This is a genomic window from Thermogemmatispora argillosa (assembly GCF_059696725.1).
In genome coordinates this window covers 2183879-2202946 of the sequence record NZ_AP019377.1, presented here as the reverse complement: position 1 = coordinate 2202946, position 19068 = coordinate 2183879, and the positions used below count along the sequence as shown (strand labels likewise).

Genomic DNA, 19068 nt, shown 5'->3' with positions numbered 1-19068 from the left:
GGCGCGTCTATGTCTTCACAATGGATGGACCCGGGCCAGGCCGATGACCTCGTCGCTGGGGCGATCTGGACGGCCCCAGCCCAGGAGCCGCAGGCGGCGCAAGCTGGCGCTGCCCACCAGGGTCCATTAGCTTCTGAGGCCTCGACATCCGTTTCCGCTCTGCCTGAGACAGAGGCGGATACCGAAGGTTTAGCCGATGAAGGCTATCCTTCCTCGCGTTTTGAAACGCTGTGGCTGCTGCTCAAGCAGTTTTCTCCTGTACTTCTTCCACTACTATTTGGTACCGTTACGTTTCTGCTCCTGGTGCCGGCTGCGCTACATGGCAAGGCCTACCTGTCGCATGCTGGTCTGTTGCCGGCGGCTCTGATCCTGCTGGCGATCGCCATTCTGCATGGCGTCATGCTCTATTATGCGGCTGACAACACGGTGCTGTGGTCGCTGGCGCTGGCCTGTGGTGTGGGCTTATTCCTCATCGCCGGCTCCTTTGCTCTCTTCGGTCCTCTCATCAGCCTGATCCTTCTGATCCTGTTGGTCGCGGTCGGGGTCGCCGTGCTGCGCTATCTGCTCCATCCCGTGCCTGAAGGCTATGTTGATGTGGTCTTCGCCTTCGGGCAGTATCGCCGCACGCTTTTCCCCGGGCCGAATCTGTTGCTCCCCTGGGAGCATGTGGCCCAGCGTCTGAATACGCGACGCACGCAATGGACCTGTCCGCCCCAGGTAGTGCACCTGACCCCTGAAGAGGACGTCTATCTTTCTGCAACGGTCTGCTATCAGCTGCTGCCAGAAGATGCCTATCTGGCGGTCACCGAGGTCAATGATTGGGAGGCCAGTCTCCAGCAGCTCCTGCTGACGACCATCCAGGCGGTGGTGTCAACCTTCAGTGTGGGCTATTTCCTGGCCCGTCGCTCGCCGGTCTATGAGTCTGCCACGTCTTTTGATGAGGGGGCCACCAGTTGGGAGGTGGTCAACAGCGAGCTGACAGAGCGCATGCAGGATCAAGTAGCGATCTGGGGGGTGCAAATTCACTGGGTGCATATTCATGATGTGGCCGTGGTCCCGCGTGGCTCGCTGCCACCGGATACGGACGCTATGGAGACGGTGAAGGCCGAGAGCAGGGCCGCCAACGGTTCTGAGACGGGAAAAGAGTCGGGCTTAGCCACTTCGGGCAGTGGCGTCGCCCAGAGTCTGGCGGCGACCGCTCGTGTTATCGATCCTGCTCGTGGTCCAGGTAGGGCTGTCAATGCAGCTCCGACGCAGGCTGAAGAGCAAAGTGCTGGGGCTGCCCCATCCGCTCCGTCGCCGTCGCCCAAGACGCTGAAAGAAGAGATCCTGGTGAGCACCTATAATGCGGTGCGCGAGGGGCGTATCACTGATCCCGAGACAATTTCCTCAATCGCGGCCCGTTTTGAGGCCGTGGCCAACGATCCAGAGCTGAATCGCCAGGTCAGTTTTGATGCGGCGCGGGCGGCGCGGGCCCTCCGCCAGCGCGCTGAGTTGATACGCGAACAGCGGCAGCGTATACAGGCCTATGCCCCGCAGTACGCCGATCGAACAGAGCTGGAGCGTCCAGGCCATGATTAGCTCACCGGAGCGCTGAGGCCTTATTTGGCCCTGCTCTACCCTGGGGGACCAGACGCGAGATTAAGTGCGAGCAGTAGAGAAGGGCATGAAGCTGGGCGAGAGCAAGACCGCCCGTTCGCGGGTTTGGTCGCTCTCGCCCTTGTTGGTCCTGGCAGCGAGTCGCTCTCTCTTCTCGTGAGCCGTTAGCGACTCGCTGCTCATTCAGGCCTGACGGTCACTGTTCGAAAACGATCAGCGGGTTAGTGGTAGGGATGGCGTTGGCTGGAGCGTTAATCGTCACTGGTTGATTGAACTTGCTGTAGTCTACGGTGGCGTTGTTCTGCACAGTGAAAACGCCGCTCAGACTCGAGGCGCCGGACGTTGGCGTAGCTTGCAGTAACTTACTCAAATCGATATCTATAATCGTCTTCAGATTCAGCTCGTGAACATAGAAGTTCTGCTCGTCGATCCAGAGTTCCAGGTTAGCCTGTCGCAGCGTGAGAGACTGCTCGATTTGTTGCAGATCACTCTGGCTGAGGCCACTGGGAAGCTGCCCAAAGGAGCTAAAAAGGTCCTTAAGAGCGTCTTTCCCAAAGGTGACGCTGATATGGCGCAGACTCTGGCCATGCAGGGTCTGGTCTCCATGATCGGTAAGCTGCCCTTTCTGCGCCAGCGAGAGCAGGCGACTGTACTGCTCATTACTGGCTGTCCCAAAGAGGTTGCTTGAGCCGCTCAGGCTGCCTTGATCCAGGACGTACCACTGTCCCTGCTTGTTTTGCAAATAGATCTTACCGTCTTTCAGAACTTCATGCACTTGCAGGTCCGAGCCAAGACCAGGTATCGTCAGTCTGAGCTGGGCCGCACCCTGATCTGGAAGAATATCATCGCTGCTGCCTTGCATGGAGAGGGTCTGGTTGGTGGGCAGCGTGCTGCTTTGACTGGCTGGCGTAGCTGTTCCCTGTCCTTGCATCTGGAGGTTGTCAGTCAGAACAAAGTCCAGATGGACTGTCTTCAGGTGCTGCATACTCGCAATTGCCTTCTGTAGCACTTGCCCTGCAGTGAGCGTACTTTGGGTGTTGGTGCCACTGCTGCTACTGGCGTTTCCGCAGGCACTGAGCAGAAGCATCAGCCCAAGCAAGCCGAAGAGAAGCGAACTGATCGATAGCCGGCGGATCAGCATGACAGGCTCCTTTCTTCAGGGGTTTCTCCTCTAAGAAAGGATAAACGAATGATAGCGAGATCTATAAAATCGGGAGCTTGCTGCGCTGTTTTACCCGCAGATAGTCTGAACCTCGCTCCTGTAGCCGGAATCTCCATCATCCTGGAGCAGACCAAAAATCCCGCGTCGCTGGCAAGGCCACGGCATTATTGGCCGTAGTGCTCACTCGACGCGGGATTGTCTCGCCTGCTCCGCCTGAAATTTTAAAAATCTTATCCTGCCTGAAAAACAGCGCTTGGATCATCAGTCGGAATAGCGTTTGATGGGGCGCTGATGGTCACAGGCTGGTTGAACTGCTGGAGGTCAGCGGTACTGGAGAGATTCACCACAAGCGTGGGTGGCAGCAGCGTGCTCGCCACACCGGCGACCGGCGTCAGCAGGCCGCTCGTCTCGGCGTTCAGCGCGAGCTTAAGCTGGACGCGGTGCAGGTAAAACTGGGTTTCGTCGATCCACAGATCAAGGGTAGCCTGGAAGCTGCGCGTGTGGTCGACCAGGCTGTCCAGGTTCTGGCGGCCTATCAGATTGCCGAGTTGTGTATTGCTGGTGAGCAATTGACGCAGGCCCTCTTTATCAAGAACAGCGCTCAGATGCCGCAAGCTCTGACCGTTGAGGGTCTCGTCGCCGTGATCACTGATGCGGCTATGCAGAGCCAGCGTCAGGAGCGCATTAGTATCTAGCTTCCAGCCAGCGAGCAGGTTTCCCCCGGCTGCCTGCAGGCGCGAGGCATCGATAACGTACCACTGACCACGCGGATTCTGTAAGTAGACCTGCTGGCCGATGATAATCTCCGCCAGCCGGGTGCTCTGGTTCAGGGTCAGATGCAGGGCCTGCTTCCCCTCGGCTAGCGATTGTTGACCATCGCCTGTTACGTTAAAGGTCAGGCTGATCACAGGGGAGGCGCTGGCGGTCGCCGTGGGCACGGAGCTCCCAGCCCCGGGCGTGGCGCCAGCGGTAGCGCTGGCCTGGCCCTGGCTGGTTCCCTGCAAGGTACCGCTGGCCGCCAGGGTAAAGGCGAAGCTCTTGAGCTTCTGCATGGCCTGACTGCTCTTTTGCAGAACCTGACCAACTGAGAGCTGGCTGCCCTGCTGTGCTGGCGTGATACTGACAGTACAGGCACTAAGGGCCAAAGTCAGGCCCAAAGCCAGGCTGATCCCCAAGGCTCGCCAACCAGCTAGCGCCTTGCGCTCTGCTCGGTACTTCTGTGCTACAGCAATGCTCTGCATGTAAGACTCCTCTGGCTATGCTCTCCTGTTCCTCGCTAGTTCAAGGCGAAAGCGGCTGCTTCCTGGCGGAAACCCCCTGTTCCTGTCCCACTGCAACACCTGGCCTGCACCGTCGCAGGGCCGACGCGCCTGCCCCGCTGCAGGAAGCAGAAACCCGCTGTGCATCTTTTCGCATCTTCCTTCCCCTGACACGTGGTAAGGCGATGCTGTGTTTCAGAGCGCGGGCATGGTATAATGCGCCTGGGCACTACCGCTTTCGGCCTCGCAGGGAAGAAACAACAACCATCACCTTGTCGATAAGCAGGGTTTTTGCTTGCTTCTTTCACTATCCTGAGTAAGCGCCTGCCTCCGCGCGCAGCGCGGCCTCTCTGGCCGACGGCGGGAGGGCGTAGTACTGAGGAGAGCACCAGTGCAGACCGCTCCCTATCTTTGCAGGGAGCAGAGCAGAGCAGAAGGCTAGTGCGGCATGTTGATTACGCGTCTTGAGTTGGAGAACATCAAGAGCTACCGTCATCTGGCGGTCGAGTTCCGTCGAGGGACAACGGCCATTCAGGGGGCCAATGGAGCCGGCAAAACCACGCTGGTCGAAGCCATTGGCTTTGCCCTCTTCGATGCTTTGCCCTATAAGCAGCATAGCCAGTTTGTGCGCGAAGGCGAAAAATATGGCCTGATTCGCGTCCATCTGCTGGGCAACGATGAGCGACGCTATATTGTTGAGCGCCGCTGTGGCGCCGGCGCCTACTGGCAGCTCTACGACTGCGAGGCCGATTATCGCCTGGAGCAGCGCACCGACGTGCTCGATAAACTTCATGAGCTGTTCGGGATCGAACGTGAGCGCCCCTTGCCAACGCTCTTCCAGGATGCCCTTGGCGTTCCTCAAGGAACTTTTACCGCGGTCTTTCTGGAAACACCAGCGAAGCGCAAGAAAACCTTCGACGAGCTGCTGCAAATCGAGGATTATCGTCTGGCCTCTGATTACCTGCGAGAGGTGCAAAATTGCTATAAAGATCAAATGCAGCAGAAACAACAGGAAATTCAAAGCCTCAGCTTTGAAACGCGCGACCTGGGCCAATGGCGGCAGGAGCTGGAGCAGGCTCGCCAGGAGGAGCGGCGCCAGACGGAGCTGATTGCCGCTGGTTCGCGCCGGCTGGCGGAGCTGGAGAGCCATTACGCCACCTTGCAGCATCAGCGCGATGAGCTGCTCAACTTGCGCCATCGCTTCGAGCAAGCTCGCCTGAGACGCGACGCCGCCCGCCAGCGATTGCACCAGTGCGAGCAGGAACTGACGCTAGCTCGCCAGGCTCAGGAGCAGGTCGAGGCCAATCGAGCCGCCTATCTGGCCTATCAGGAGGCCGAGGCCACCTTACAGGAACTACGCCAGGCCGAACGCCAGCGTAACGCCTTGCGTCAGCAACAGACCGCCCTTCAGCACCGCCAGGCTGGCTTGAGCGCCAATAAGACCCATCTAGAGACCGCGCTCAAGGAGATCGAAGGCGCTCGCCAGCGCGTCATCGAGCTGTCTCCGCTCGCCGATCGCCAGCGCGAGCTAGAGCGCCAGCGAGAGGAGCTACGTCAGCAGGCCCAGCGCTATGATGAGCTGGTCGAAGAAGGGCGTAACCTACGCCGCCAGCAAGAGCAGCAACTAAAACGCTTACAGGAGTTGCAGAGCCAAATACGCGAGATCGAGCCGCTCCAGGAGTTGGCTAACCAGCTCCCTGAGCGCATTACCCAGCTCACCCGACTCCAGGCCCGCCTTTCAGAGCGCAGCCAGAAACAGCTTCAACTCCAGGAGAAGCTGGAAGCTCTGCGCCAGAAGGAAGAAGAGCGCGCCCGAACCGCGGAGCGCCTGCGCAGCCTGGAAGAGACAATCGCCTCAGTCGAAGCGCGACGCTCAGAGGTAGAAGCCCTGCCAGCCCTGCGCGAAGAGCAGGCCCAATTGACTGCCCGCCGCTATCGGCTAGAAGGGAACATCGATAGCTATCGCGAATCGTACCAGCGCTCGCGCGGGGGCCTGTGTCCTCTGCTCCATGAGCCGTGCCTCAATATTCGCCAGAAGGGGCTGACCAGCCTCGAATCCTATTTCTCCCAGCTCATCGCTAACGATGAGGCTCAACTTGCTGATCTTCGTAAACAGCAACAAGAGCTAGAAAACAGGATTTCTGAAATCACTATCTACGCTCAAGAATATGAGCGCCTGGGCAATTATCGGGCGCAGCAAACTGAATGCGCAGAGCGCCTGCGCCAACTGGCCGCCGAGCTGCTGCGCTTGCAACGGGACGTCGACGGTCTGCGCCAGGATCTGAGTGAATTGCAAAGCTTGAATCAAGAGATTGCTCAAGCTGAGCAGGCCAGGCGAGAGAGTGAGGCTGCAGATCAGCGTGTGCGGGCTTTGCCTGGTCTGCGGGCACGGGTAGAGCAGCTTGAAGAGCAGTTAAAACACCTTGAAGATCAGCTTGTTGAGCGCCGTCAGCAAGTGCAGCAGTTACAAGGCGCTCGCGAGCAGCTCAAGGAGGTCGAAGAGCAGCTCACAGCACTGGATGACCCCGCTGGCCAGATTCGGGGCCTCTTAACCACGATCGAGCGCGAGCCCCGACTACGTGAGCAGCTTGCCAGGCTCATGCAAGAGGAAGAGGAGCTAGAGCAGAAGCTGCAGGCTCTCACTGAGCAACTGGCCGCTTATCAAGACCTTGATGGGCGGCTGGCTGAGCAAGAGGCCCGGCGTCAGCGTGCTCAGGCTGGTTATCAGACCTACCTGGCCCACGAACAGGGAGCGCGTCAACTGCCGCAGCGGCAGCAAGCCTACGAGCGTGCCGCTGCCGACCACCAGGCGGCTGAGCGGGAGCTGCAGCAAGCTGAGCGCACCTATCATCAAGCTCAGATCGCCTTTGATGAAGCCGAGTTTCAGCGCACCGATGAAGAGATCAAGAAGCTGCGTGCCGACCTTAAAGGCTATACCACAGCGCTCCAACATATGCGCAGTCGCATCGCTGAGCTGGAGGCGCGCATCCGCCAGGCCGAAGCTCTGCTTGTCGCACTGGAAGCTGCTCAGCAAGAATATCGCACACTTGAAGAATTGAGCAGCACAGTGGATTTCTTCCGACAAGTGCTCAAGGAAGCCGCGCCGCAGATCCTGCGGGCCCGCCTGGCCGAGATCTCCGCCGAGGCCAATCGCATCTTTGGCGAAATCATGGGTGACCGCAGTGCGCAACTGAGCTGGCAAGAGGACTACGAGATTATTGTACGTAACCGCAGCGCCACGCGCACCTTTGCCCAGCTCAGCGGCGGAGAGCAGATGAGCGCTGCCCTGGCCGTGCGCCTGGCCCTACTCAAAAAGCTCTCCAATCTGACGATCGCTTTCTTCGACGAGCCGACCCAAAACATGGATAGCACGCGCCGCACCAACCTTGCTGAACAGATTCGGCGCGTTCGCGGCTTCGATCAGCTGATTGTCATCAGCCATGACGATACCTTTGAACAGGGACTAGACAGCCTGATCCGTCTGCGCAAAGAGAACGGCGAGACGCGCCTGGTCAGTGACGAAGAGTGGCAGATGGCCTTTGAGCGGGAGGAGGAACACGCCCATGCTCCATAGAGGCAAGCTACTGGCTGCCCTGGCCAGCAAGCGAGATCAGTTTGCGCTCTACGGTGGGGCCTACAGCGATCAGCTTGGGGCCTACCGTCATGCGCTGGAGACGCTCCATCGCCGTTACCGTTCAAGCGCCCATCTAGAGCAGCACCTGCCGCCCGCCGGGCCAGGTCTGCCGCCAGCGGGGGCGCGCCCGACGATCGAATTTGACCGCTGGCTTGTTCAGGCCACCCAGGATGACTATCACGGCCCCGTCTTTCGTTTCGCCGAGCACTTTGCCAACCATGAGCAGGCGCGGCAGTGGGCGGAATGCATCGAAGGAATCACCACCCTGGCCGTTGATGGCAGCCAGCTACAGCCCTGGCGCGACGCCTCAATCCCCGTAGCACTGGTCCAGGTTGGCCTCTTTCTCAATCCGCACCAGCGTGGGCGCCCCTACGTCAAAGATGTGCGCCTCGAAGTGCTGACGCCCGATGAAATCCTGGAGGAAGCACCCAGCGAGAGCGCCGACCCCAGTGGCTACCCCTACTCTGAGCTCCAGGTCTCGCTGCGCCGCTTCCAACTCGAAGTCGAGACCCTCTGCAGTCAGATGGAGCAGCTCGCCCGTCGGCGTCGCCCCGACGAGCCGGCCCACAGTCCAGTTGTCTTCTTCGATGGCTCTCTGGTCGTCTCCTTCGCCCTGACGATGCCCAGTCCTTACCGCGAGCGTTACATCGCCGGCGCTGTCTCACTGCTGCAAGCCTCGGAGCGCTTTCGCGTTCCCTTAATTGGCTACATTGATACCAGCTATGCGCGTGACGTCATCACCATGCTCCTGCGTCTCGACGCCATGCAAGCACAGCCGCTGCTACGCGAAACGAAGCGCATTCACGATGCCTTGCTCTGGCAGGGACGTCTGCGCTGGGGCGACCGCACGCCGGCCATGCTCTGCGCCCGTGGCGATGTCCTTGACCACTATGGACCCTATCGCGACCGCATCGCCTTTTGCTATCTCCAGGCCGTCAGTCAGCGTCCGCCAGCGCGCCTCGAATTCCCACGCTGGATCGTCGACGAGGGCCTGCTTGATGCGGTCATCGATGTCGTACGGGCCGAAATCATCGCTGGTGGCCAGGGCTACCCTTACGCCATCGAAACCGCTGACGCCGTGGCGGTAATTACTCTGCAGGATCGCAACGAATTCTACGCCCACTTTCAGCACTTTATCGAGAGCCAGGGCCTGAGCTTCACCTTCTCCTCCAAAGCGTTGAGTAAGAGTCGCAGAAGATGAGGGCAAAAGCACGGCCCTGAGAACAGTGGCGGCAGATGGGCGCGCTGAGAGGAACCAGGTCGGGGCCTCGGCGCCAGCCCGTTTGGTCCGGCGCCGAGCGCTGTCGATGTGATATGATAAGGATGTTTAGAGCTTGTGTGGTCAATTTTGCTGGAGAGGATGTCATTTTCGAAGCGCTATCATCTATGTCACAACTTGCCTCACGGACAGCCAGCTACCGGCTGACCTGTCGCTGTGGTCATAGCTTTGAGTGCCAGGTATATGAATATGTCAACGTCGCGCGCGATCCTCACCTGCGCTATGCTGTCCTGGCGGGTCGCCTCAATGTGGTCACCTGCCCCGCTTGTGGACGGCGGGCTCAGGCGCGGCGACCGTTCATCTACTCCGATTTGCCCAATCGCCTGCTGGCCTATGTGCATCCCCGCGACAACGTGCCGCCTGAAGGACGCGAGCTAATTGAGGCCAAATTGCGCGATGTCTATGAGCGCGTGGCGCAGCGGGGGCCAGCGGAAGAAGGGCCGGACACCCTGGCCCAACAGGGAAGGGGAACGCCGGAGCCGCCTGATGGGGCAGAGGCCCCTCATGAGGACGAAATAGCTGCCTCGCTGGCCGCTGCCGGGCCTGGTCGAGGGGAGGAGGTCCCTCCCTTACAGATCATCTTTGGCCTGGATCAGCTCGCCCTCCTCATCAATGCCGGCCTGAGCCAGGAGGAGCGGCTTGGCAAAATCGCTTTGCGGACCCAGAGCCGTAGCACGGCCCAACGTGGCCAGATGTTCGACATCGCGCGGCGCCTGGCGCGTGAAATGCAGTGTATTGTCGAAGAGGAAGAGCAGGGAGAAACGTATACAGTATGGCTGTATGGCCCGCGTCGTCAAATCGGCGCCATCATGCGCGCGCTGGCTCCCAGGGGGTAGCGAAGCCATCATGATTACAGTAGGAGTCTTGACGATCAGCGACGGCGCCGCCCGCGGGACGCGCCAGGATACGAGCGGCGAGACCATCCGCTCCCTGGTAGCCCAACTGCCCGAGGCGGTGGTGAGCACTAGCGCCATTGTGCCCGATGAGCGGGACCAGATCGAGGCTGTGCTGCGGTCCTGGTGCGACGATCTGCGGCTGAATTTGATCTTGACAACCGGGGGTACCGGCCTGGCCCCTCGCGATGTGACGCCCGAGGCAACGAAGGCCGTCATTGAGCGCGAAGCTCCAGGCCTGGCCGAGGCGATGCGGGCCGCAAGCCTGCAACATACGCCCTTCGGCATGCTCTCGCGTGGCATCGCCGGTACGCGCGGGCAGACCCTCATTGTGAACCTGCCAGGCAGCCCCAAGGCCGTCAAGGAATGCCTGGAGACCATTCTGCCCGTTCTCCCTCACGCGATTAACCTGCTGACCGGTGGCCCCAGCGAACACTAGCTACCAGCTAGTAAACAAGCAAGCAAGAGAGGCGCGGCGCGGGGAGTCTCTCCCTCCGACGAAGAAGCGCTTTTCAGCCCACTGGCCATGACTTTAGCTTTGGCCCGTAGCTGGCCCAGCGGAGAGCAGACAACAGCGGGCGCTGCCTGCTATCCTGCCAGACGGTGCCTTCAAACGCTATGTGACAGGCGCCGCCATTGCCACTGAAGGGGACTGAAAAGCCGGCCATGCGTACGACAATCAGACGCTACCCAGGTCACAGCGATGCTATCTTCGCTCTGGCCTGGTCGCCAGATGGTCAGTTCCTCGCCTCTGCTGGACGTGATCGCAGCGTGCGCCTCTGGCGCTCTGCCGAGGAAGGCGCGCTTGAGCTTATTGCCGTTTACGCAGACCACGAACAGTGTGTTCTCTCCCTGGCCTGGTCCCCCGATGGGCAGCTCCTGGCCTCGGGGGACACCGCCGGGGCCGTTCACTTGTGGGAAGTGGCTGCGCCCCAGCGTCGCCGCCTGATCTACCGTGGGCATCGCCGCTTCGTGCGCTCCCTGGCCTGGTCTCCTAGCGGGGATTATCTCGTCTCGGGCGGCGACTACGGCGACAGCAGCCTCCAGCTCTGGGAGAGCCACAGCGGGCGCTGCCTGCTGTGCGATCGTCAGCAATACCGGCTCTTTGCTGTCGGCTGGTCCCCCAGCGGTCAGCAACTGCTCAGCGCCAGCTTTGACGGCTACGTGGACATCTGGACAATCACCACGGTTCCCAGGCTACAGGCGGAGCGCTGCCTGCGCTTCCGCGAGCATGGCCGACCCGTCTACAGTGCCGTCTGGTCGCCAGATGGTCAGCTCGTCGCCTCGGGAGGGGCTGACAGCCAGGTCCTGATTTGGCGGCCACAGACCCAGGGGTCCCAGCCTCCTCAACTCATCACCACCTATCACGGCCATAGCCGCCCCCTGAAAGCCCTGGCCTGGTCGCCAGACAGCCAGGTCATCGCCTCCGCCGGCGACGATTGTCGGCTCCTGCTCTGGCAAGCCCACAGCGGTGCCACGCTGCTCAACTACGAGGGGCATCAGCGTTGGATTCGCTCCCTGGCCTGGTCCCCCAGGGGTAGGCAGATTGCTTCTGCCAGTGATACACTGATACATATCATCGAGATAGATGTAGATTAGCTCAACAGTAGCATCAAAGGGACCTGAGTCACAGTCATCACCAACACGCGCGTGAGAGAATCAGCGATGTCCAGCGAAGGAACCAGCACAGAGCAGGGGCGAATCATGCGACGCCGCGAAAGCAACCTCGACCTTTTCCGAGAGGCTGAGGAAGTCAGGGAGCTAAGCGACGGCTATGCTTTTCGCTTCAGCGCCACCCACGAACAGCTAGCGGCCATTCTCGCCCTCATCGAAGGCGAGCGAGAATGTGCCCCCCTGCTCACCTTTGAATTAGAGTTTACGCCGCAGCGCGGACCGCTCTGGCTGCACATTCGCGGTCCAGAGGGGACCAAAGCCTATATCAAACAAGGGCTAAGCGCCCCCCGGCGCCTCACCTGAGTGTCAGCCGGCCCGCGTGGCGAGCGCGTCGCGCTGAGCGATATGCGTCAGACAGAAGGAAGGAGCGGGAACAATGGCGACACGAGTCTACCCAGAAAAAAGAGGACTGCTGCAAACCAGCGATCGCCCTGATCCCGCCTGGCTAGAGGCAGTCACCACCCTCATCCCGCCCAACGGCAAACTTGTCCTCGACCTTGGCTGTGGCAATGGTCTCTACACCCAAGCTCTAGCCGATCTGGGGGCTGCCTACGTGATCGGCCTTGATCGTTCCGAAGAGCAGCTAGAGCAAGCGCGCCAGCGCTGCGCCGGCGCTCGCAATCTTGAATTTCTGCGCGGCAATGCCCTGGCCACCGGCCTGCTGGCCGAGCGCTATGACATCGTCTTTATGCGCGCCCTGCTGCGGGACCTGCGCCCGACAGAGCTGCGGCCCTGTTTCATCGAAGCCTATCGCCTGCTCAAGCCGGGCGGCTGTCTGCTTGTCCAGGACCAGACCCCCGAAGATCTGCTGGAGCCGGGCAGTAAAACCCATGTCTGGGGCTACCTCTTTAGCCGCTATCCGCGCCTGGTTGATCAACGTGTCCTGGCACGCTGCAAACGCGAAGAAGTAAGACAAATCCTGCAGGACGTTGGCTTTCGCGAGATCCAGCAGCGCACCCTCTGGGAGACGCGAGGCGTCTATCCCGACAGCAGTGCCCTGGCCGAGGAACTGGTGAGCTATGTGCTCAACGCTCCACCTTACGAAATGAGTGAAGAGGAAGTCAACGAGCTGCTCGCCTACATCGCCTTCCTTGAAGAGCATCTCGCCCAACAGGGGCAGGCCCACGGTGGCGAGATCATCGCTCAAGAGTGCTGGACCCTCTGGTATGGGCGCAAAGCAGCGTGAACCGAACCCCATATCGGAGAGAGGCCTCCGTCCCAGGCAAAGGCACGCCGAGAGCGGGCAAGCCTAGCTCCGATTGACTGACAGGTCAGCAGCAGGCTTGCCCCTCTCCTGGCTGGTGCCTGCGCCCTCAGCTCAAGAAGCGTCCGTTTGCAGAGCAAAGCTGACCATCGGCCTTGACACGGCCTTCAAGAAGATCGGTCCCCATATCCCAATGGATCGTCGACCGATTGCATCCCCCGCCCTCGGGCAGTAAGGTCCCAGGGGCCAGATGCCTCGTTAAAGGCGCTCAAGGACCTCCCGGCGTTCTGGGCATCAGCCTGCCTGCATCGAAAAGGGAGGAGCGCCCCAGCTTGCGGCTCACCAGCGCCTGGCATGCACCCTGGTAGAGGGCCAGCCGTTGTGGATCGATCACAGCCAAAGCGCACTTATTCTCAGCGCCCCGCGCATCGCGGCAATCACTGTATTGCTCAACCCGGCAACGTTCCTGACTCCCCGAGATGGGCGCCTGGCCTCCTGCGGCTCGCACTCTCCCCACGCACGGAGAACGCTGGACGGACGCTTGTCAGAATGCCGCCCTTGCTCTATCATACTACAAGAATACGCGAGATAACCGGTGGCACTCTATAAGCAAGCAAGGACCGTTCCATTTCAGCCAGCAGGCAGGAAGGAAAGACCATAGATTCTCATGGCGACACTGCTCAAGCAACCACAACGTAGCGCATCAGCCCGCCGCTCGCGGTCCTCAACCAGCAAGAAGCGGTCTGCTGCCCCGCGGCTCAGCCCTGGCCAGCGCCTCAAAAAGCGTCTGGCCTATGCCCTGCGGCACCCTCTTGATGCCCTCTGGGGCTGGCTCAGCTCAGTGCGCACGGCTATTTTTTTAATTGTCTGCATCATCATCGTCTGCATCCTGGGGATCTACTTTCCCCAGGCGCCGGGCGAAGTGCTCAACGATCCGGCGGCTTACCAGGCCTGGCTACAGCAGAATGCCCTGCCGCAGTATGGGTCCCTGACGCCTATCTACGACTGGCTGCATTTCTTCACCATTTTCTCAAGCTGGTACTTTATGCTCCTGCTGGGCATTTTGGCGCTCAGCATCGTCGTCTGCACATTGAACCGGGCACCGGCCATCTGGCAAAACTTTGCCCATCCGCTCATTCGACGCAGCGACCGCTTTTATCAGAATGCCCTGGAGCGGGCCAGCTTCAACCATCCTGACGCAGTAGCCTGGACCAGCGCCGCCCTCCGGCGACGCGGCTATCGCATCCGCAGCGAGAGCGACGGCGAAGTCACCTATCTCTACGCCAACAAAAACAGTTGGGCCACGCTGTCCACCTTTGTCTTTCATGCCTCGCTCGTCGCCCTCTTACTCGCTGGCATGATCAGTCAATGGCATGGCTTCCCGCTCAACAGCCCAGCGCGGCGCATCCTGCCGGCCCCCATTGTCAGCCTCAGCGATGCCCTGGCCGGCTTTAGCTTCGACCAGGCCCTCCCCACCGGCGAGAGCGCAGTTGTCTATCCGCGCGGCACCCCCCACAACATCAGCTTTCGCGTCAACCGCTTCACCGCGCGCTTCGACCCGCGAACGGGCCAGCCGATTGACTACGTTACTGACCTGAGCGTCTACCGCGACGGTGAGCTTGTGGCTCATAGCGATCACCTACGCGTAAATGACCCATTGACCTACGATGGCATCACCTTTCATCAATCCTCGCTCGTGGCCTCAGCGGTCGTGACCATTACCGACGCTCAAGGCAACGTCCTCTATCACGATGCCATCGTCCTCGACAGCAGCAGCACGCTGCCTTCAGGCAACGGCGTCGTTGACTATGCGCGCGGCATTCCCATTGGCGGCACAAACTACACGATGGGCGTCTTCTTTATCCATGCTGACGGCCTGCACCTGTCACAGATTGCCCATCCTGTGCTACTGATCACCATAGGCACGCCAGGCACCAGCAACAACGAAGATAAAGCCCTGCTGCGTCTCGCACCCGGACAGAGCGGTAAAAGCGTCGATGGCCAGTGGACCATCAAGCTCGATGCTGCCAGCGATGCCACCGTCCTGCTCGTCACGCGTGACGCTGGCGCCCCTCTTGTCTGGCCAATTGCCGTCGTGCTCGTCCTCAGCCTCTGCATCACCTTCTACTTCCCGCAGCGTCGCATCTGGCTGCGTATCCGAGGCGATCAGGTTGAAATGGCAGCTCTGCGCGAGCACTTTACCAATATCCGTACCGATCTACTGGGCGTCGCCCGCGAGGCACGGGCGGCACTGGCACGGCAAGAACACGGAGAACAGGAGTCCGTAGTGAATGGCGTGGCCTCTAGCGCCTCACAAGCAAGCGCTAAATAAAGCCGCTTGGGAACGGTTCTCAGGGCGACAAGGCTCATAGAAGCGGCCATTGACAGTGATTCACAATTGATATATCCTAGCGGTAGAAACACGTCCTTGTCCTGTCACACAGAGGCAAGAGCAAGCAGCACAGGTCAAAGGGTTCGTGGCCCAGTCCATCCGCAAGAGGCTAGTGCTTGCAGCAAGGCATGAGCATACCGAAAGGAATAGGCATATGAAGCTCACAATGAAAGGCGACTACGGACTACGGGCCATGCTTGACATGGCGGCCTACTATGGACAGGGACCGGTTGAAAGTGCGGATATTGCCAGTCGGCAGTATATTCCTGAGCATTATCTTGATCAGATCCTGATGGCGCTGCGCAAGGAGGGACTGGTCAAGAGTGTGCGCGGTCCCAAAGGCGGGCATATGCTGGCAAGGCCGCCCTCTCAAATCACCATGGCCGAGGTTGTACGGGCCCTGGAGGGCTACGTACCACCAATGAAGTGTTTGCCTTCTCCTGGTGTCTGCGAGCTGTCGCCAGGCTGTGCTTTGCGCGAAGTCTGGCAGAAGATTGATGAGATGACCTGGCAGATTCTGCTCTCGACCACCATCGAGGAGCTGGCGCAGCGTCACCGCACTGGTGCCGCCGCAGAGACCATGTATTATATCTGAGATCGAGTCTTGCCGGATCGAGAGACCCCAGCTTGCTTACTTACTGGCTGCAATGGGAGCAAGCCGATCGATCGGTCGGGTCGCCAGTGCGGCGGCGCATCGGTCTGGGGAGGAAGCAACTGGACTGACTGGCGGGGCGAGCATAGTGGCGGGTTCGCGCAGGGGGGACCATAGTGCCTGGCGTGGGCAAGCTCACCTAAGCTGAGATAATGGGCCTCCCTCCCGCAAGGCCCTGGCTGCTCGAGAAGGTTGCTTGATCCGCAGGAGGGCGCTTTCAACGAGAAGATGCGAAAAGCTCGCAGCAGATAACTGGGTGAAGCAGCAGGCTAGCTGGCAACCGCCGCCGGCCTGAAGGGGAAGGGTAGTAAGACGTGGCTGTTCCTGTGCGCAAAGCGAAAGAGACGAAAGTAATCGCTCTGGTAGAGGATGATCCGCGCCTCATCGAGATGGTGCAGGTGGTCATCGAGGCCGTCAATTCCTGGCAACTGCACGTCTTCCCCGACGGACAGGAGGCCCGTGAGCGTTTACCTCACATCGGGGCCGATCTGATCCTCCTCGATGTCGGATTGCCCAACCTCGACGGCGTCTCCCTCTACAGGATCTTGCGCGGCCATAGCCAAACCAGACATATACCGATCATCGTCATCACCGGTAGCTACGAGTGGGAGCTACATCGCATGGGCTTGCATACGGGTTTGATGCTACGCAAACCCTTCAGCGTGCAAGAACTCCTCTTTCTCATGCGCGCCCTGCTCGCGGAGGAGCCGGAACAGCAGGAGCCAGCCCAAGGTTAGACAGGCAAGCAGGTAGGTGAACATGGCGCGCTGGGCCAAGGATGCAACGGAGCTGGTCGGTCGCACGCCGCTGGTTGAGCTGAAGCGCTTTGCCGCGTCCTGCGGCGCCACCGTACTGGCCAAACTGGAAATGTTCAGTCCTGGTGGCAGTCTCAAGGATCGTCCAGCTCTCAAGATGATCTGCGAGGCCGAGACGCAGGGCCTGCTGCGTCCTGGCGGCATCATCACCGAACCGACCAGCGGCAATATGGGCATCTCCCTGGCCTGGATCGCTGCCGCGCGGGGCTATCGCTGCATCCTCACTATGCCCGACACCATCAGTCTGGAGCGCCGTCTCCTCCTGCGTCGCCTGGGCGCTCAAGTAATTCTCACTCCCGGCAACCAGGGGATGCGCGGCGCCATCAATAAAGTGATCGAGCTGCGGACCTCTCTCTCAAACGCCTGGTATCCCCAGCAGTTTTATAATCAAGCCAATCCTCGCGCTCACCGCGAGGGCACTGCCGTTGAGATCTGGGAAGATACCGGCGGTGCGGTTGATATGGTCGTCATCGGGGTTGGCACGGGCGGCACCCTGACCGGTGTGGCCGAGGGACTGCGCGCACGCAAGCCAACAGTCGAAGTCGTGGCGGTCGAGCCAGCAGCCTGCGCTGTTCTCTCTGGTGGCCGTCCCGGACCCCATCGCATCGAGGGCCTCGGCGCTGGTTTTGTCCCCGATACCCTGCGCGTCGATCTGATCGATCGTGTCATCCCCGTCAGCGATCACGATGCTGTGACCACTGCGCGCGCCATTATGGAACAAGAGGGCCTCTCTGTCGGTATCAGCAGCGGAGCTGTGGCCTGGGCCGCGCTCCAGGAGGCCCGCAAGGAAGAGAACGAAGGGAAAGTCATTGTGACTATCTTTCCCAGCGCCGCTGAGCGCTATCTCCACACGATCCTGTTCGACGACCTGCGTGTCTAGCTAGCCTCGGCGCTCGCTGCCAGCTATCTATCTGCCTGGCTGTTTCCCTCCCGACTGCTCTTTTCCCCGCACCCTTCTTCCTTGTTCGGGCCGTCCTCTCGCTGCTCGCCTTCCATCCAGGCGAGTGCCCTGGTAAACAGCCTGTCTAGCGCTGACGCCAGGCAACCAGGCTGCCGGAAAGCAGAGTCGCCTGCTCTTTCATTCCTGCTTCTGCGCGATACAGAGTGAAGCACGCTCAGCAAAGTGGCAGCACCAAGATCGCTCCTGATTAACTCTAGCGACAGCCTGCTCATGAGACCGAAGTCCCATCTGATTCGTCTTAAAACATAGTGGCTACGATCAGCGTCCAGGCAGATTGCCAGAAAGTATCAGGTCGCCTCTGCCCAGCTCAGCCTGCCTCATCTCTGCCAGAGAGCGCCAACAGAACGGGACTCTACTCGCGCCTGGCCCCAGTTGCGGCACAAGTAGGCGCGGCGGGTACATGGCTGGAGAGACCTGGCGGCGCTGGTCAGCCGAAATGTCTGGCTGCACATGGGGGGGATCGCACGCGCGATGTCGACAACCGGTCAATACCAAAGCGGGACGGAAGTCCAGCGCTTTCAACTGAAGCGCTCTGCCTATGTGCGCAACAGCCTGTTAGCTCTGCTAACGGCAATAGCCTTCCTGCTGGCGGCGACGCTGCTCGTTGGGGCAGGGCGCTGGCTGTGGGGAAGCTACAGTCATGCCTTCACCCCGTACCTGAAATGGCAAGATGTACTCCTGGCGCTGCTGCTCTATCTTACGCTGAGCGCGCTGGCTGGCGGCCTCATGAGCCTGCGTTATCTCTATGCCCTGCGCATGGGCTACCGCCGGGCCATGCTGCTCATCGACGAACAAAGCCTGACCGTGCGCGATCTGTCGCATAAGAATCTGGGCAGCATCTTCTGGATGATTGGCACCACCTTACTCTGCTTTCTGGTAGTTCTCTGTGGCCTGATCCCGCTGATCCTGCTCGGCTGGGCGCAAAGCTGGACAGATCCCGTGCTCTCAGCCCTGGGCACCGGCCTGTTGGTGCTGCTCAGTCTGCCCGGGCTGGCGCTGAGCGTAGGAATGCTGGCACTGCTGGCTTGCATTCTGGTGAGCTGCTTCTCACTGGCCCGCCAAATGGGGGCTCCACGCACCTACCGGCTCGATAGCCATACATCGCTCTGGATTCATGACTTTATGCTCTCTATCCTCTCTCCCGGAGAACCGGAGTCCCTGCTAGAGCTGCGGCTACTATCAAGCGCCGATCAACAACGTCTGCTGGCATTACTGCGCAAGCGCTGGATCGATGCCGATCGGCCCTGGAATCCTGCCCTGGGCGACGAGATCGAAGCGGCCCTGGCGGAGGTGCAACAGCAACAACTGGCCCTTTCCGCCTGAGCGGCCCCGCTCGGCTCAGGGCCGCCGGCTTCAGCGGACCTGGCTGGCCTGGCCCGGTCTGGCCTGGGGAGAGGCGAACGGTCAGCTTGAGCGAGAGGAGGAGAAAAATGGGCTGGTTGAAAAATTCCCCCTTTGGGGGACTTGACAAAGCCCCGAGGAGGGGATATACTTTCAAATTGCCAATTGACAGGGAGTGACTGGGTGCAACCCTGGAAACGGGT

The 19068-nt window shown here is 60.3% G+C and carries 15 protein-coding genes; 13 read left to right on the top strand and 2 right to left on the bottom strand.

The features are described 5' to 3' along the window. The first annotated feature begins 9 nt into the window (after positions 1-9). A complete protein-coding gene (locus tag AC6H1L_RS08635) occupies positions 10-1581 on the top strand; it encodes an SPFH domain-containing protein (RefSeq protein ID WP_497601091.1) in 1572 nt (523 codons plus the stop codon). Between the two features lie 214 nt (positions 1582-1795). Here the strand turns inward: AC6H1L_RS08635 and AC6H1L_RS08630 are convergent, their stop codons facing one another. Then, positions 1796-2740, bottom strand: a complete 945-nt coding sequence (locus AC6H1L_RS08630) for a LolA-like protein (protein ID WP_497601090.1) — start codon at positions 2738-2740, stop codon at positions 1796-1798. A 251-nt stretch (positions 2741-2991) separates the two neighbouring features. Then, positions 2992-4002: a LolA-like protein gene (locus tag AC6H1L_RS08625; protein WP_497601089.1), complete on the bottom strand. Its 1011-nt coding sequence runs from the start codon at positions 4000-4002 to the stop codon at positions 2992-2994. 466 nt (positions 4003-4468) lie between these two features. Between AC6H1L_RS08625 and AC6H1L_RS08620 the strand changes: the two genes are divergently transcribed. The 12 genes from AC6H1L_RS08620 to AC6H1L_RS08565 all read left to right on the top strand — a co-directional run bounded on the left by AC6H1L_RS08620 (position 4469) and on the right by AC6H1L_RS08565 (position 18847). Beyond that, positions 4469-7594: an AAA family ATPase gene (locus AC6H1L_RS08620; RefSeq protein ID WP_497601088.1), complete on the top strand. Its 3126-nt coding sequence runs from the start codon at positions 4469-4471 to the stop codon at positions 7592-7594. Further along, positions 7584-8855 (top strand): DNA double-strand break repair nuclease NurA, encoded by a 1272-nt coding sequence (locus AC6H1L_RS08615; RefSeq protein WP_497601087.1) that lies wholly within the window; start codon positions 7584-7586, stop codon positions 8853-8855. Before AC6H1L_RS08620 ends, AC6H1L_RS08615 begins: the two co-directional genes overlap by 11 nt. 137 nt (positions 8856-8992) lie before the next feature. After that, complete coding sequence (locus AC6H1L_RS08610) at positions 8993-9769, top strand: CpXC domain-containing protein (RefSeq protein WP_497601086.1); 777 nt, start codon at positions 8993-8995, stop codon at positions 9767-9769. A 10-nt stretch (positions 9770-9779) separates the two neighbouring features. Then, positions 9780-10265: a molybdopterin adenylyltransferase gene (gene mog, locus AC6H1L_RS08605; RefSeq protein WP_497601085.1), complete on the top strand. Its 486-nt coding sequence runs from the start codon at positions 9780-9782 to the stop codon at positions 10263-10265. A gap of 227 nt (positions 10266-10492) precedes the next feature. After that, positions 10493-11425 carry a WD40 repeat domain-containing protein gene (locus tag AC6H1L_RS08600; protein WP_497601084.1) on the top strand — a complete coding sequence of 311 codons (933 nt, stop codon included), beginning with the start codon at positions 10493-10495 and terminating at the stop codon, positions 11423-11425. Between the two features lie 105 nt (positions 11426-11530). Further along, positions 11531-11803 carry a hypothetical protein gene (locus AC6H1L_RS08595; RefSeq protein ID WP_497601083.1) on the top strand — a complete coding sequence of 91 codons (273 nt, stop codon included), beginning with the start codon at positions 11531-11533 and terminating at the stop codon, positions 11801-11803. A 73-nt stretch (positions 11804-11876) separates the two neighbouring features. Continuing rightward, on the top strand, positions 11877-12686 hold the full coding sequence (locus AC6H1L_RS08590) for a class I SAM-dependent methyltransferase (protein ID WP_497601082.1): 810 nt from the start codon (positions 11877-11879) through the stop codon (positions 12684-12686). Between the two features lie 685 nt (positions 12687-13371). After that, positions 13372-15036, top strand: a complete 1665-nt coding sequence (locus AC6H1L_RS08585) for a cytochrome c biogenesis ResB family protein (protein ID WP_497601081.1) — start codon at positions 13372-13374, stop codon at positions 15034-15036. A 214-nt stretch (positions 15037-15250) separates the two neighbouring features. Beyond that, positions 15251-15691 carry an RrF2 family transcriptional regulator gene (locus tag AC6H1L_RS08580; RefSeq protein WP_052890681.1) on the top strand — a complete coding sequence of 147 codons (441 nt, stop codon included), beginning with the start codon at positions 15251-15253 and terminating at the stop codon, positions 15689-15691. A 383-nt stretch (positions 15692-16074) separates the two neighbouring features. After that, entirely contained in the window at positions 16075-16485 is a 411-nt protein-coding gene (locus tag AC6H1L_RS08575; protein WP_497601080.1) for a response regulator transcription factor, read from the top strand. 22 nt (positions 16486-16507) lie between these two features. Then, complete coding sequence (cysK, locus tag AC6H1L_RS08570; RefSeq protein WP_497601079.1) at positions 16508-17443, top strand: cysteine synthase A; 936 nt, start codon at positions 16508-16510, stop codon at positions 17441-17443. A gap of 552 nt (positions 17444-17995) precedes the next feature. Beyond that, positions 17996-18847, top strand: a complete 852-nt coding sequence (locus AC6H1L_RS08565; RefSeq protein ID WP_497601078.1) for a hypothetical protein — start codon at positions 17996-17998, stop codon at positions 18845-18847. Positions 18848-19068 lie beyond the last annotated feature (221 nt).

Bases quoted from the DNA above. Each gene is read 5' to 3' on its own strand.
- AC6H1L_RS08635 (WP_497601091.1), top strand. From the start codon at position 10: ATGTCTTCACAATGGATGGACCCGGGCCAGGCCGATGACCTCGTCGCT.
- AC6H1L_RS08630 (WP_497601090.1), bottom strand. From the start codon at position 2,740: ATGCTGATCCGCCGGCTATCGATCAGTTCGCTTCTCTTCGGCTTGCTT.
- AC6H1L_RS08625 (WP_497601089.1), bottom strand. From the start codon at position 4,002: ATGCAGAGCATTGCTGTAGCACAGAAGTACCGAGCAGAGCGCAAGGCG.
- AC6H1L_RS08620 (WP_497601088.1), top strand. From the start codon at position 4,469: ATGTTGATTACGCGTCTTGAGTTGGAGAACATCAAGAGCTACCGTCAT.
- AC6H1L_RS08615 (WP_497601087.1), top strand. From the start codon at position 7,584: ATGCTCCATAGAGGCAAGCTACTGGCTGCCCTGGCCAGCAAGCGAGAT.
- mog (WP_497601085.1), top strand. From the start codon at position 9,780: ATGATTACAGTAGGAGTCTTGACGATCAGCGACGGCGCCGCCCGCGGG.
- AC6H1L_RS08600 (WP_497601084.1), top strand. From the start codon at position 10,493: ATGCGTACGACAATCAGACGCTACCCAGGTCACAGCGATGCTATCTTC.
- AC6H1L_RS08595 (WP_497601083.1), top strand. From the start codon at position 11,531: ATGCGACGCCGCGAAAGCAACCTCGACCTTTTCCGAGAGGCTGAGGAA.
- AC6H1L_RS08590 (WP_497601082.1), top strand. From the start codon at position 11,877: ATGGCGACACGAGTCTACCCAGAAAAAAGAGGACTGCTGCAAACCAGC.
- AC6H1L_RS08585 (WP_497601081.1), top strand. From the start codon at position 13,372: ATGGCGACACTGCTCAAGCAACCACAACGTAGCGCATCAGCCCGCCGC.
- AC6H1L_RS08580 (WP_052890681.1), top strand. From the start codon at position 15,251: ATGAAGCTCACAATGAAAGGCGACTACGGACTACGGGCCATGCTTGAC.
- cysK (WP_497601079.1), top strand. From the start codon at position 16,508: ATGGCGCGCTGGGCCAAGGATGCAACGGAGCTGGTCGGTCGCACGCCG.
- AC6H1L_RS08565 (WP_497601078.1), top strand. From the start codon at position 17,996: ATGTCGACAACCGGTCAATACCAAAGCGGGACGGAAGTCCAGCGCTTT.